We start from the raw sequence: 15,435 nt of genomic DNA on the forward strand, positions 1-15,435 counted from the left end.
AGGGGCTTTCTAGGTATTCCAAGCCGTATTCCAAATGTCCTTCGAATAATATATACAATTAATTACATTTATTATACTGCTACCTTAGTACAAAAGCAATAGTTTTTTAGAAAAATGTTTAGAATTTCACAAGTTAATGATTGAAGAAAAATCTGCTATAATAGACCTATGAACGATTTAATCAAGCATAAATTGGAGTTGCTGCCGGACAGTCCTGGCTGTTACCTCCATAAAAACAAGTACGGTAAGATTATCTATGTGGGCAAGGCCAAAAACCTGCGCAATCGGGTGCGGTCTTATTTTCGTGGTGCCCATGATACCAAGACAGAGGCCTTAGTGTCTGAAATTGCCGATTTTGAATTCATCGTAACGGATTCTAATATCGAGGCACTCTTGTTGGAAATCAATCTGATTCAGGAAAACAAGCCTCGCTATAACATCATGCTCAAGGACGACAAGTCTTATCCTTTTATCAAGATTACCAAGGAACGTCACCCACGGCTGATTATTACTCGGCAGATTAAGAAGGATGGCGGTCAGTATTTTGGTCCCTATCCAGATGTGGGTGCGGCCAACCAGACCCTCAAACTGCTGGAACGCCTCTATCCTTTCCGTAAGTGTAAATTGCCTGAGAACAAGTATTGTCTTTATTATCATTTGGGGCAATGTTTGGCTCATGGGGAAAACCTGCCCAGCCTGTCTGACTATGACAAGATGGCCAAGGAAGTTGCCCAGTTCTTGACAGGTCATGATGATAAGATTGTCAAGGAAGTGCAGGAAAAGATGAAGGCGGCTGCTGGCAATTTGGAATTTGAAAAGGCTGCGGAATACCGTGATGTCCTGCAATCCATTTCTACCCTACGGACCAAGCAACGAGTGATGGCTCATGACTTGCAAAACCGCGATGTCTTTGGCTACTACGTGGACAAGGGCTGGATGTGTGTGCAGGTTTTCTTTGTTCGGCAGGGGAAACTGATTGAGCGGAATGTCAATCTCTTTCCCTACTATAATGATGCGGACGAAGATTTTTTGACCTACATCGGTCAGTTTTACAGGGACCAGCAACATTTGATTCCCTCAGAGGTCTTAATACCGCAGGATATTGACCAAGAAGCCGTAGAAGCTCTGGTCGATACCAAGGTCATCAAGCCCCAGCGTGGCGAGAAGAAGCAGCTCATAGCTCTTGCCACCAAGAATGCGCGTGTCAGTCTGGAGCAGAAGTTTAATCTTTTGGAGAAAAATCTGGAGAAGACCTACGGTGCTGTGGAGAATATCGGTCAGCTTTTGGGGATTCCGACGCCTGTGCGGATTGAGGCTTTTGATAACTCCAACATTATGGGGACCAGTCCTGTGTCGGCCATGGTGGTCTTTGAAAATGGGGTGCCTAATAAAAAAGAATACCGCAAGTATAAGATTAAGACGGTGGAGGGACCGGATGACTATGCTTCCATGCGAGAAGTTTTGCAGCGGCGGTACAGTCGGGTACTGCGGGACGGTTTGACACCGCCTGATTTGATTATCATTGACGGTGGTCAGGGGCAGGTCAATGTCGCCAAGCAGGTCATCGAGCAGGAGTTGGGTATGTCCATTCCCATTGCAGGTTTGCAGAAGAATGACAAGCACCAGACACACGAATTGCTCTTTGGAAATCCATTGGAAGTAGTGGAATTACCCCGTAATTCACAGGAATTTTTCCTCCTTCATCGGATTCAAGATGAGGTTCACCGCTTTGCTATTGAGTTTCATCGTCAGGTTCGGTCAAAAAATTCCTTCTCATCTAAATTGGACGGCATAGAAGGCTTGGGACCAAAACGCAAGCAGGCTTTGATGAAGCATTTCAAGTCCATTGGCAATATCCAGTCGGCCAGTCTGCAAGAAATCGCAGAAGCAGGTGTTCCCTATAAGGTGGCTGAGTTGGTCAAGGAGAAGTTGAAGTAAAACTAAATGGTGTAATAATATCCAAAAATCTAATAAAAATACATCGAAATACTTCATAATCTTGGTGATATATATTATAATATACACATAAAGCACTTGATAAGCTTCAATTTATTACTAATACAATGATGCTAGTAAAATAGAGAGTTAGGTAAAGGCTATGCAAAGATATATCACTCATGCAGTTGGACTATTGTTCATATTGTGTATGCTACTGCCGTTTGGATATACTACGGACAGTGAAAGTTATTCTGTTATCCTTGTGTCAGGTTGGCGGTATTTCAGCCAAAACTTGTTTTCTTTGTCCTCTATTCTAATCTTTTTAGCTTTCTTTTTCATTAATTACCAAGCTGATAAAAATATTCAACTGATTATTTTTATCATGACTTTTATGGTCACATTGTATTTTTATTGCTTATCCATTCTGGCTCTAGGAGAAGAATTCTGGAGTCGTATAATCGAATTGCCTGTTGCTTATTACATTTGTAGTTTGCTTATGATTGTTGGAGTTGGATTAAAAGTAAAACGTTTGGTATCTGGTTGATTGTCTAATATTTCTGAAAAGCACGAGGACTGTCTTTCTAGTCAAAAGCTGGAAAGCAGTACTTTTAAGATAATCTGGTAAATCTTGTCTTCTGGCAGGTAGAGATGAGATTTGAAAGCTCTACTAATTTATGGTAAAATGAATTATCAATGACTGATTAAGGAGAAAGCAATGGCGTTCGGCGAAGAAAAACACAAGAAAACAACATTTGAAAAAGTAACTTTAGTAATTGTTGTCGTGATGGTTGTCGCGACATTAGCTGGCTTGATTTTACCAGCCATTAATGCATTGATGAATTAAGAATCTGTATTCACTGTTCAGCACTTCTATACTAAGGCTAGTTTTTAAACACTCATCGTTAGTTTTTTCAGCATACAGTCTGTATTTTGAAACAACTACCTTGATTAGCTAAAAACGATTTCTTATATATGAGCACTTCGCTTGTGAATACAGGTCTAAAACGCTTTTAAGCGTTTTTTCTAGGAAAGAATAGGGTAAATTATGAGTATGTTTTTAGATACTGCCAAGATTAAGGTCAAGGCAGGGAAAGGTGGCGACGGGATGGTCGCCTTCCGCCGTGAAAAGTATGTACCTAATGGCGGTCCTTGGGGCGGTGATGGTGGCCGTGGCGGAGACGTTGTTTTTGTTGTAGATGAAGGCTTGCGTACTCTCATGGACTTTCGTTACAACCGTCGTTTTAAAGCTGACGATGGCGAAAAAGGGATGACCAAGGGCATGCATGGTCGTGGTGCGGAAGACCTGATTGTTCGAGTACCACAGGGGACAACTGTTCGTGATGCGGATACTGGCAAGGTCATCACCGACTTGGTTGAAAATGGTCAAGAATTTGTCATTGTCCACGGTGGTCGTGGTGGTCGTGGAAATATTCGTTTTGCGACACCTAAGAATCCAGCGCCTGAGATTTCTGAAAATGGAGAACCAGGTGAGGAGCGCAATCTTGAATTAGAATTGAAAGTGTTGGCTGATGTAGGTCTTGTAGGTTTCCCATCAGTTGGAAAATCAACGCTTCTCAGTGTTATTACAGCAGCTAAACCTAAAATTGGTGCCTACCATTTTACAACCATTGTGCCAAATTTGGGAATGGTTCGGACCAAATCTGGCGAGTCATTTGCTGTGGCAGACTTACCAGGTTTGATTGAGGGTGCTAGTCAAGGTGTTGGATTGGGAACGCAATTCCTTCGTCACATCGAGCGGACACGTGTTATCTTGCATGTTTTGGACATGTCAGCAAGTGAAGGTCGTGATCCTTATGAAGATTACGTAGCCATCAACAATGAATTGGAAACCTACAATCTTCGCCTCATGGAGCGTCCTCAGATTATCGTTGCCAACAAAATGGATATGCCAGAAGCGGCAGAAAATCTGGAAGAGTTCAAGAAAAAATTGGCAGCCAACTATGATGAGTTTGAAGAATTGCCACAGATTTTCCCAATCTCAGGGATTGCTCACCAAGGTTTGGAAAATCTTTTGGATGCCACAGCTGAGTTGCTAGAGAAAACTCCTGAATTCTTGCTCTACGAGGAATCAGATTTCCAAGAAGAGGAGGCTTACTATGGCTTTAACCCAGATGAGCCAGAATTTGACATCAGCCGTGCAGACGATGCAAGCTGGGTTCTATCTGGTGACAAATTAGAAAAACTCTTCACCATGACTAACTTTGATCGTGACGAATCTGTCATGAAATTTGCTCGCCAGTTGCGTGGCATGGGTGTCGATGAAGCCCTCCGTGCCCGTGGAGCCAAAGATGGTGACACCGTTCGCATCGGCAAGTTCGAATTTGAGTTTGTGGATTAGTGAAAAAGTCCAGTGGACTTTTTCAGCTGGTCGCCTTGAAATACGAAAGCGACCATGTCCGTTGAACAGTTTTAACCCGAGCCTAAAAATTCGATAGCGAGGTAGTCTGGGGATAGACTGTCTCAGCCCGAGCCTCGAAGCGAGGTAAGCAGTTTGACTGCAAGTTAACTTGCTAGTCAAACTACGCCAAGTCCTAGGGGGACCTTGGCTAGCTACCTTACTAATTTCATTCAGTTAATGATCGTTTGTATACAGTCTATAAAATAGTTGGAGGTTAATATGGGCGATAAACCAATATCCTTCAAGGATAAGGATGGAAATTTTGTCTCAGCAGCCGATGTATGGAATGCTGAGAAATTAGAAGAACTTTTTAATACACTTAATCCTAATCGGAAATTACGTTTGGAGAGGGAGCGTTTGGCAAGAAAATCGGAAAATGAATAATTAGAGATCTGTTAGTTTCAAAAGACTAGCAGGTTTTTATTAAGAATTTTAAAAATATGATTGTTTGTTCTGTAGTAATCTTATCGTCGAATGAATTAATACTCAACAAAAATCAAAATCAAACCAATCAAGTGTTTTTTAACCATCGTCTACTAACAATTGGTTTTAAAATAGACCAATCTAACTCTCGTATCACTTCTTGAAGCTTGTTTATCACATCATCTAGTGTTTTAAAAGCTTTATTCTTAAACCCTCTCTTTCGAATCTCAGCCCAAACTTGTTCAATTGGATTCATTTCAGGAGTATAGGGAGGAATAAACTCAAAACCAATATTATGTGGTTTCTCTAAGGTACTTGATTTATGCCAAACGGCATTGTCCATCACTAATAAAATATAATCGTCAGGATAAGCTTCAGATAGTTGTTTGAGAAAAACATTCATCCAATCTGTATTGCAACCCCCAGCGATAATGAAGAAGGACTCTCCTGTATGGGCATCAATAGCACCATAGCAATAGCGATACTCACGAATATAGTGGCTATGTACATGCGGTCTCACCCCTTTTGGTGCCCAGGCCTTTCCAATTTTACTAATCCGACCGAAACCCGCCTCATCTTGATACATTAGTCTGACTTTATGATAGCGACGACTATTCTTGAAGCGCTTTCCTATTTTCGTGAATGAAGATTTTATTTTTAGACGCTAGAATCGTTTCGGCGTCTGCTTTTTTAGGGTGTTCTGGTCTTGGCGTCACTTTGCGCCAACCATGGCGTTTCAGAAGGGCATAGAATCCTTCCTTGGTCGTAGGGTGTCCAACCCGTTTCTGATAAGTTTCGTAGAGAGAGTTTATGGTCACAAATTCGCCATTTAGTGAAGCTGTTAACTGTTCTTTTAGAAATGCTTCCTCTTCTTGAAGGGTTAAATATTGACGGTTCCGTCCACCTCGCGTTTCTCTTACTAGAGCTGAAATCCCACCAAGCTCATACTTGCCTTGTAAGGACCAGATTGTATACTTTGAATAGCCGATAAGGTTAGTGATTTCCTTATAACTAAGCCCTTCTGCTCTGAATAGGATTACTTGAAGTCGTCTATGAAATGGGGAATAGGTTTTATCTTTCAAATAAGTTTTTAATTCGTTTGTTTGTTCGATAGTAAGTTTCATAAATCTATTATACGTTAGTTTTTGTTTTTTGAACAGTATAACTTTCAGACAAGGAGCTGAGGCGCAGGCTATACTAAAGTATGGCAAGGCGAAAGCGACGATGTATCAAAGTTAATTCAAATGACTGATATGTAAAGCCCTTTGTCAAGTAAAAACAATCGAACTGATAAAAAAATGAAAAGTATCTAGAAAGAGCCTAGTTCTTAGCTTCGGGCATTGGCCACTCTGATATTCGTGGATTGGTTACCTACAGGTCAATGGTTCTGCCGCGAGTCCTACTCTCTATAAGCGTGGATCACAATTGTGCCACTTAGTCGTTTCGTAGATGACTCAAACCTTGAAGTCCTAAACTCCTTCAAGATACTTTCCATTCAAACATGATTTCAATCCTTATTTCTGTCCAAATTCACCCAGTGATTTTGGATAGAAATAGGGATTCCTCATCGCTCTGCGATGATAAAACTTAATGGTCAAAAGTGTACATGAAAACAAGCGCTAACTTCAAGCTATTCTTCCTGTCATCATCCCCCAAATAAAACCAGACAATTCTCGTGCAATAGCTGTTTTAGCAACATTTTGTTTCTTATTTTTTCCTAGAACAAGTGTGCGATAACGTCTTCTTAAGCGTTCATTAGCCTTATCCGCATAAGCAATCACCTCCACTCGGTTTCCACTTTGTCTCCTTTTCAATTCTTTGGATTTATACCCAATCGTCCCCTTAGCCAATGATTGTGCAGCTTCTATCAGAAGTCGTCTCACATGGCTATTCCCAGCTTTGGTGATAGCACCTCTTCTCTCCTTGTCGCCGCTAGAATTTTCGCTAGGAGTTAGCCCAAGATAAGAAGCAAAATGTTGAGCTGTCGCAAAGCGATTAAAATCACCGATTTCTGTCACAATGGAAAGAGCAGTTAGTGTTTTAATGCCAATAAAGCAAGAAAGCCGTGAGACCTTCTCTTGGTAACTGTCGCTTTGACCCAGTTGCTCAATTCGTGCATCATACCGTTCTATTTGATCTACTAATTTCTCATAGGTCAATAGATATTCTGTCAAAATCTCTGCATAAAGTCCATCAGGATTTAGGGAACGGAGCCAGCGGACATGTTTCTGTGTCCAATTACTGCTTCCCTCGGTATAGCGAAAATCATGTCGGAGACAGAAGGCAAGAATTTGTTGTTTGATTTTCTTCAGAGCCACTTTGTGGTCTGTTCTCATGCGGATATATTCTTTGACTTGTTCATCCTCAACAGTAGGAATATGAACAGGCCGATAGCTACGAAAGGCCAGAGCTTTTGCGAGCTGAGCTGCATCTTTTTTATCAGTCTTAACACGCTTAGATCCTTCCTTCATCACCGTTGTAGGCGCCATCACGATACAGGGAATCCCGTGAGCTTGTAGCTGGTGATATAGGGTAAATCCAAGACATCCGGCTTCGTAGCCACATAACACTTCTGCATCTTGACCATATAAACGACGAAGCTCATTCACATAGTTCACAATATAGCTAACATTTGGACCAACTTTAGTGCTATGTTTGAATTGATTGGTCATCATATCATAATAGCAGAGTGAAAAACTTTCTTTGTGAACATCCATTCCGATGAAAAGTGTGGTAAAATGAAACATATAAGACCTCCAATTGAGTGTGGTAATTCCTGTTAGAAGTTGATTGTTTTTTTATTCTAGTGTACAGGTAAATCCACGAATTCTCAACTGGGGGTCTTTACATATTGTCTATGTAATCAATGACCAAGTGGCACAATTGTGATCCACGCCTATAGAGAGTAAGATAGGACTCGCGTCAGGACCATTGACCTGTAGGTAACCAATCCACAATATCAGAATGGGCATGCAACTAGAAAAAAGTTACATGCGTCTTTTCGCGTATGTTGCGGAAAATGGAAGATTTTACTTGAAAATCGGGGGGGGGGGGTAGGGTATAATGCTTATAGAAGCTAAAAATAGCTAGCTAATAGTAAAATGAGGGAGATGTAATCTGAAAGCATTTTTAGTTACCTATCTTATTTTTAGCTATGCATAGAATACAGGAGGATAATAATGCATCATTCTAGAAGTAAATCTTTTGACTGGTACGGATTGAAACAGCACTTCTCAATTCGTAAATACCACTTTGGTGCTGCTAGTGTCTTACTTGGGATGTCATTGGTTATGGGGGCTGGTGCGCAAACTGCTCAAGCAAAAACAACCACTGCAACAACAGGAGCAACAACACTAGCTTCATCAACAGAGGTTGATCCGTCAACAACTACTGAAGCATCAGCGACAGAAGCTACACCAACTACTGCCTCGACAGAAGTAGCAACTGCAGAACGTACAGCGACTATTGAATATACTGTTGAGTACCAAGATGAATCAGGGAAAGTTGTATCATCAACTGTTAAGTCAGTTGAAACGAAAACAACAGATACAATTGCTATTGCAATCGTTACTGAGTCAGCAATAGTACCTGAAGGTTATGAACTAGCTGCGAATGAAACGGCAACAGCTACGACGGGAGTTATAGAAGCTGGTCATTCAAAAGTTGTCTTCAAAGTTGTGAAGAAAGCTGAAGAAAAAGCGGCAACTTCTGAAACTACTACAACAGCTTCAACAGAAACAGCAACTGCTAAATCAACAGAAGGCGCAGCTACAACAACTGCAACAGTTTCTGAAGCTGTAAAAACACCTGCTACCGTAGAAGAAGCAAAAACTGTTCTTGAGCAAGTAACTTCAGAAGCAGAAGTTTTGGCAAATGAATCTGAACGCCTTGTAGCTGCATCTGACAAGGAAAATACAGCCTTGAAAGCAGCTGCTGCAGCGACTAAATTAACTGCAACACAAGCAACTGCAGTCTTGAAGGATTCAGTAGCGACACTTGAGGAAGTAAACGCTCAAATCAGTGCAGTTCGTATAAACGTAGAAGCTCTAGTCTTAGAATTGCGTAAGTACTTGGGGACAGATGTTATCGAAATCGCTCTGAATACTTCAATTTCAAATTTGAATGTTACTGAGGGAAGTGGTCTACTCGTAGCAACTACTTCAACAGCGACACCGTCTATGGAAGACCCGCATGGAGCAACTGTTGGAAGACATGAACTTCCTACTGGTACCGCCGCAACAACTGAGAAAGGATGGTACACGTTTGGAGCGTATGATTTGAGATCATATAACACTAACCAAGCAGGTTCAGTAGTTGGAGGGGCTGCAGTTCCAGCGTATATTCGCTATTCTTTGGATGGAGATTCGACAACAACAACGGTTCTCGCTGAATTAGTAAGTACCACGGACGGACAAGTATTGGAAAAGGTTACAATTGAGCCAGGTGCTAGCGTGGAACTTACTTATCCGACTACATTCAATGCTAAAAATCAGGCTGTAACATTATTCTATGATACTTCAGAAGCAGTTGAGGGCGGAGTTTCAGGGACAATCAAATTTAATGTCAAGGAAAAAAATTCTGGTGTAGATACTTATAGTACTACTTATGTTCCTCCGTATCTTGTAAATACTACTCGTTATGTGACTGAGAACGGAGATTTAATCGCGACTTATAATGTCCAAACTATTTCTGGACAACCCGTGACATCTTCTGGTCAACGTGAATTTACGGGTGTAGAGTATGTAAGTCAGTCGATTGAGGTTGCCGATAGTATCTATCCAAAAGGTTCAACATCTGTTGCAGCTACATATGACCTTGGCAATGCAGTAAAAGTTAAAGTTATTCGAGAAGTAGTTGACCATGGAAAAATGACCTTGACTTTCTATGTGACAGATCCGTCATATACTAAATCGTATGATTTAGTCACTACAGATACGACAGGATTTTTACCAGTATTTCAGACTTCCGAATTGACACACCGTGTTGGTAATACTTATGTGTATAATAAGAATCAAAATTTCATCGGAAACTATATCACTGACCCTAACGATCCAACTGGTTCCAGAAAGATTTACGCGGTAAGTGCACAAAATGATAAAGGTAGTATGTATCGTATAGTTGCTAATTTTTCAGGTGATGATACTACTGATGGTCCAAGTGGTAGATTATATTTATCGACTGAGGTTTGGACAACAGCAACAAATGGCGTAGATGATAAAGATTTTTCTTGGCGTACTGGTCTTGTTGGAGATCCTTACGCTAATAAAGGTTACACACCTGGTGGGCGTCAAAATATTCTCCGTGTTGGTACAACTGCTTCTGCCAATCAAATCACATACATCTATCGTGCACTTGCACAAGAGGCTATCATCCGCTACAAAGTTGAAGGTGCGACAGATTATTTGGAAGATTCAGGTACCTTGACTGGTGGTTCAGGAACAGATATTAACTATTCAACTGAAGACACAATTAATAAGTATAAAAAATTGGGTTATGAGCTTGTATCTGACAATTTCACTACTGACGCTGGTCAGGATTACGACTACGACACATCAGTTAGACAAGAGTTTTTAGTAGTTATCAAGCCTCGTGTCGTTGACGTTCCTAAAGGCGTTGTACCGAGAAAACCAGTGGATCCAGCAGATCCAAACTCACCAGTATGGCCAGATACAGTAAAAAATCAGGAAACTACCCAAGCAGTAACGCGTACTGTTGAGTACAAGTATGAAGATGGAACACCAGTCCGTATAGATGCGTCAGGTAATATCTTGCCAAAAGACTCTACTGAGGGTACACCACTTGTTAAGACTCAAACAGTAACCTTTACTCGTCCAGCTCAAGTTAACCTTGTTACAGGTGAGATTACTTATGGTGAATGGTCAGCAGATTCTACAGATGTTCTAAGTGGTAACTTGATTCCAGAAATCACAGACTATACTGCAACTCGAACGACTCTTGAAGGTGCAGATGCTCCAATGATTGAATCTGTTACAGATAAAACAGTTGTTGCAACAGATGCGGACATCAATGAGGTCGTTTACTACACACCAAATCCTAAGTATGGTGATGTAGTTGTAAATTATGTCAATACAGACGGAAAAGTAATTGCAACTCCAGTGGTGGATACTAATGATGCTCTTGTAGGAACAGATTACTCTACTGCTGATCGTGTACCAGAGAAAATTGTTGAAGATACAACTGGTGATGTCTACTACTATAAAGAAATCAAAGCTGAAGATGCAGCTAAAGAAACAGGTAGAGTAGTAGAAGGTACGACAGAAGTTACATACATCTACCAAAAAGCTGGTAGCGTTAATGTTAACTATGTCGATACAGAAGGTAATGTTCTTAAAGATCCAGTTGCAGACATGACAGATGGTAAACCAGGTTCTGGCTATGACACTGTTCTTGATAACAAACTGGCTAGCATCTCAGTAGATGGCAAACTTTACCGCCTTGTTCCAGCAGGAACTTACAACGTAGGTACAGTTTCAGGTGACAACAACTTGACAGCAGTTGGTAACGGTAAGGCAACAGGTATCGATGCTACGACTGGTACAGTTGAAGCAGGCGTAACTAAAGAAATCACTTACGTTTACGAAGAAGTGAAAGGTGACGTTGTAGTTGAGTACTACGATACAGAGGGTAACCAAATTGCCAAAACAGTCGTAGACGAAGACGATAAGTCTGTCGGTACAGTCTACAACACTGACGAAGACAACAAACCAGAGAAAATCACAACTGAAGATGGAACAGTTTACTACTACAAAGAAGTGAAAGATACTTCTGCAGCTGAAGATGGTACTGTTGTAGAAGGTACAACAACTGTTCAATACGTTTATGAAAAAGCTGGTTCAGTCAACGTTAACTATGTAGATGTAAATGGTACCGAAATCAAGGCAGATGTATTGGATGTTGAAAACGGCAAACCAGGTTCTGACTACGATACACTTGTGGACAACCGTCCAGATACAATTGTTGCTAAAGATGGTAAGACTTACAAACTTGTTCCAGCAGGTGACTACCCAGTAGGTTCAGTAGCAGCAGACAGCAACTTGGCTTCAGATGATACTCCAACAGGTGCAGTTGAAGCAGGTGTGACTAAAGAAGTTACTTACGTTTACCAAGAAGTCAAGGGTGACGTTATTGTTCATTACGTTGATACTGAAGGTAATCCAATCTCAGGTACAACAGATGACGGCAAACAAACGGAAAGCACAGTTGAAGACACACCAGAAAGCTCAACAGGTACTCCGTACAACACAACAGACCTCCGTCCAAATACTATCACAACAGCAGACGGTAAGATCTACAAACTTGTTCCAGCAGCAACAATCGGTAAAGAAGATGGTAAGGTTGTAGAAGGTACAACCGAAGTCACTTATGTCTATGAGTTACTTCAAGGTGATGTTATCGTACATTACGTCGATACAGAAGGCAACACAATTGCAGACGATGTGACAGACCAAACTATCACAGATACAGGTACAGAGTACGATACTAAAGATAACAAACCAGAGAAAATCGTTAATGACAAAACTGGCGATGTTTACTACATCTTGCCAAAAGATGAAGTCAAAGCAGGTGATAAAGAGACTGGTAAAGTTGTAGAAGGTACGACAGAAGTTACATACATCTACCAAAAAGCAGGTAATGTTGTTGTTAACCATACATTGGCTGACGGTACTGTCATCAAAGATCCAGTAAACGACGAAACAAATGCGAAACCAGGTAGTCCATACGATACAAAAGATAACAAACCAGAAACGATTACTACTACAGATGGCAAAGTTTACAAACTTGTTCCAAATGCTACTAAAGGTAACGAGACTGGTGATGTTGAAGCAGGTAAGACTATCGAAGTAACTTACATCTACGAAGAAGTTAAGTCTGACGTCGTTGTAGAATACTACAACACAGATGGTGAAGTTATTGCAGCAACTGTTGTTGATGAAGATGATAAGTCTGTTGGCACAGTCTACAATACAGATGAAGACAACCGTCCAGAAACAATTACTGCGACAGATGGTACAGTTTACTACTACAAAGAAGTGAAAGACACTTCTGCACCAACAACTGGTAAAGTAGCAGAAACGACTACAACTGTTCAATACGTTTATGAACAAGCTGGTAACGTTGTTGTTAACTACATCGCTGAAGATGGTACAGTTATCAAGGCACCAGTGAATGATGAAACAAATGCTAAGCCAGGTACTGAGTACAACACAGCTGACAACAAACCAACTACTATCACAACTGAAGACGGTAAGACTTACGAGTTGATCCCAACAGCGACAATCGGTAACGAAACTGGTAACGTTGAAGCTGGTAAGACAACAGAAGTAACTTATGTCTACAAAGAAGTGAAAGGTTCAGTGGTTGTTAACTATGTAACAACTGATGGCACAGTTCTTCAAGCGCCTGTGACAGATACACCAGAAACATCTACAGGTACAGCTTACGATACAAAAGACAACAAACCAAATACTATCACAACTGCAGATGGTAAGACATACAAACTTGTCCCAACCCTTACTCAAGGTTCTGAAACAGGTAAAGTTGTTCCAGGTGTAACTGAAGTCACTTACGTTTACGAAGAAGTTAAGGGTGATGTTGTTGTTAACTATGTAAACACTGCAGGTGAAGTAATCGCTCCTCAAGTAGTGGATACGAAGACAACTTCAACAGGTACAGCTTACGATACAACAGATAACAAGCCAGCTAAGATTACAACTGAAGATGGCACAGTTTACTACTACAAAGAAGTAGATGCAACTTCAGCTACTGAAACTGGTAAAGTCGTTAAAGGTACAACAGAAGTTACTTATGTTTATGAACAAGCTGGTAACGTTGTTGTTAACTACATTACAGAAGATGGTACAGTCATCAAGACACCTGTTAATGACGAAACAAACGCAAAACCAGATAGTCCATACGACACAACTGATAACAAACCAACAGAGATTGTTACAGAAGATGGTTCACGTTATGTCTTGATTCCGTCTAAGACAATTGGTACAGAAAACGGTACAGTTGAAGGTGGTAAGACAATTGAGATCACTTATGTGTATAAGAAAGTCGCTAACTGGATCCCACAAATTCCAGGTGTACCAGAAGGACAAGAACCAAAAGTTCCATATCCATTTGATCCAACCAATCCAGATGTACCAGTAACACCAACTCCAGATACAGTGATTCCAAACGTTCCAGGCTACACACCAGTAGATCCTAAGGACAACACACCACTGAAACCAGTTGATCCAAACGATCCAGGTAAAGGTTATGTGCCACCAACACCAGAAGATTCTGGCGTTGACACACCAGTCCCTTACGTTCAAAATGGTAACGTTGTGGTGAACTACGTGGATGAAAATGGCAATGTGCTTAAGACACCTGTTAACGACGAAACAGACGCAAAACCAGATAGTCCATACGACACAACTGATAACAAACCAACAGAGATTGTTACAGAAGATGGTTCACGTTATGTCTTGATTCCGTCTAAGACAATTGGTACAGAAAACGGTACAGTTGAAGGTGGTAAGACAATTGAGATCACTTATGTGTATAAGAAAGTCGCTAACTGGATCCCACAAATTCCAGGTGTACCAGAAGGACAAGAACCAAAAGTTCCATATCCATTTGATCCAACCAATCCAGATGTACCAGTAACACCAACTCCAGATACAGTGATTCCAAACGTTCCAGGCTACACACCAGTAGATCCTAAGGACAACACACCACTGAAACCAGTTGATCCAAACGATCCAGGTAAAGGTTATGTGCCACCAACACCAGAAGATTCTGGCGTTGACACACCAGTCCCTTACGTTCAAAATGGTAACGTTGTGGTGAACTACGTGGATGAAAATGGCAATGTGCTTAAGACACCTGTTAACGACGAAACAGACGCTCCAGCAGGCAAGTCTTATGACACAACTGACAACAAGCCAAACACTATCACTACAGAAGATGGTACAACTTATGAGCTTGTTCGTGTGGAAGGTTCAGAAACTGGTACTGTTGTAGGTGGTAAGACTACTGAAGTAACATACGTTTACCGTAAAGTAGAAACACCTGCTAAGAAAGTTGTAACAAACCACGTTGACGAAGATGGTAACCCAATTGCACCACAAGAAGAGGGTACAACACCGAACAAGTCAATCCCAGGATACGAGTTCACAGGTAAGACTGTAACAGATCCAGACGGTAATACAACACACATCTACCGTAAGGTAACTAAGGTTGTAACAAACCACGTTGATGAAGACGGTAACCCAATTGCACCGCAAGAGGAAGGTACAACACCGAACAAGTCAATCCCAGGATACGAGTTTACAGGTAAGACTGTAACAGATCCAGACGGTAACACAACACACATCTACCGTAAGGTAAGCAAACCTGTTGCACCAAAACCACAGGCTCCTGTAGCTCCAACAACTGCTAAAGCTGGTGCGGCTCAATTGCCAAACACTGGTGAAGCTTCATCATCAGCAACAGTACTTGGTGCAGGTATGCTTATTGCAGCTCTTGCTCTTGCAGGTAAACGTCGTCGCAACGAAGACTAATTATGTTTCTTTACACGAATTCTTCCCCCGATAGAATAAGTGAAGAAATTTAGATAAATGTAGAAAGAATTACCTTTCTGAAAAAAT

6 protein-coding genes and 3 pseudogenes are annotated in these 15,435 nt (G+C 41.1%); 7 read left to right on the forward strand and 2 right to left on the reverse strand.

What is annotated here, in order from left to right; translation table 11 throughout:
• The first annotated feature begins 168 nt into the window (after positions 1-168).
• The 5 genes from uvrC to K6969_RS05820 all read left to right on the forward strand — a co-directional run bounded on the left by uvrC (position 169) and on the right by K6969_RS05820 (position 4,741).
• Positions 169-1,938, forward strand: a complete 1,770-nt coding sequence (gene uvrC, locus K6969_RS05800) for an excinuclease ABC subunit UvrC (protein ID WP_171942679.1) — start codon at positions 169-171, stop codon at positions 1,936-1,938.
• A gap of 391 nt (positions 1,939-2,329) precedes the next feature.
• Positions 2,330-2,482, forward strand: coding sequence for a hypothetical protein (locus K6969_RS05805; protein WP_321537482.1), 153 nt, complete (start codon positions 2,330-2,332; stop codon positions 2,480-2,482).
• A 171-nt stretch (positions 2,483-2,653) separates the two neighbouring features.
• Positions 2,654-2,782, forward strand: coding sequence for a DUF4044 domain-containing protein (locus K6969_RS05810; RefSeq protein WP_002935474.1), 129 nt, complete (start codon positions 2,654-2,656; stop codon positions 2,780-2,782).
• Positions 2,783-2,983: 201 nt separating this feature from the next.
• Positions 2,984-4,297, forward strand: coding sequence for a GTPase ObgE (obgE, locus tag K6969_RS05815; protein WP_171942680.1), 1,314 nt, complete (start codon positions 2,984-2,986; stop codon positions 4,295-4,297).
• A 279-nt stretch (positions 4,298-4,576) separates the two neighbouring features.
• Positions 4,577-4,741, forward strand: coding sequence for a hypothetical protein (locus K6969_RS05820; protein ID WP_002943677.1), 165 nt, complete (start codon positions 4,577-4,579; stop codon positions 4,739-4,741).
• 127 nt (positions 4,742-4,868) lie between these two features.
• Here K6969_RS05820 and K6969_RS05825 read toward each other — a convergent pair.
• Together K6969_RS05825 and K6969_RS05830 are read right to left on the reverse strand one after the other, a co-directional pair.
• A pseudogene (locus tag K6969_RS05825) lies at positions 4,869-5,727 on the reverse strand (IS630 family transposase); the annotation flags it as partial.
• A gap of 678 nt (positions 5,728-6,405) precedes the next feature.
• On the reverse strand, positions 6,406-7,527 hold the full coding sequence (locus K6969_RS05830; protein WP_321537483.1) for an IS110 family transposase: 1,122 nt from the start codon (positions 7,525-7,527) through the stop codon (positions 6,406-6,408).
• A gap of 432 nt (positions 7,528-7,959) precedes the next feature.
• On the opposite strand from K6969_RS05830, the pseudogene K6969_RS05835 reads away from it, so the two are divergent.
• Positions 7,960-13,317 (forward strand): annotated as a pseudogene (locus tag K6969_RS05835) (MucBP domain-containing protein); the annotation flags it as partial.
• A gap of 39 nt (positions 13,318-13,356) precedes the next feature.
• Positions 13,357-15,348, forward strand: a pseudogene (locus tag K6969_RS12345) (MucBP domain-containing protein); the annotation flags it as partial.
• Positions 15,349-15,435 lie beyond the last annotated feature (87 nt).

Origin of the sequence: Streptococcus suis, assembly GCF_019856455.1 — a bacterium.
Classification (GTDB): Bacteria; Bacillota; Bacilli; order Lactobacillales; family Streptococcaceae; genus Streptococcus; species Streptococcus suis_AE.

What these genes read in the sequence shown, in the direction of transcription:
- K6969_RS05820 (WP_002943677.1), top strand. Translation starts at nt 4,577, where the DNA reads ATGGGCGATAAACCAATATCCTTCAAGGATAAGGATGGAAATTTTGTC.
- K6969_RS05830 (WP_321537483.1), bottom strand. Translation starts at nt 7,527, where the DNA reads ATGTTTCATTTTACCACACTTTTCATCGGAATGGATGTTCACAAAGAA.
- obgE (WP_171942680.1), top strand. Translation starts at nt 2,984, where the DNA reads ATGAGTATGTTTTTAGATACTGCCAAGATTAAGGTCAAGGCAGGGAAA.
- K6969_RS05805 (WP_321537482.1), top strand. Translation starts at nt 2,330, where the DNA reads ATGGTCACATTGTATTTTTATTGCTTATCCATTCTGGCTCTAGGAGAA.
- K6969_RS05810 (WP_002935474.1), top strand. Translation starts at nt 2,654, where the DNA reads ATGGCGTTCGGCGAAGAAAAACACAAGAAAACAACATTTGAAAAAGTA.
- uvrC (WP_171942679.1), top strand. Translation starts at nt 169, where the DNA reads ATGAACGATTTAATCAAGCATAAATTGGAGTTGCTGCCGGACAGTCCT.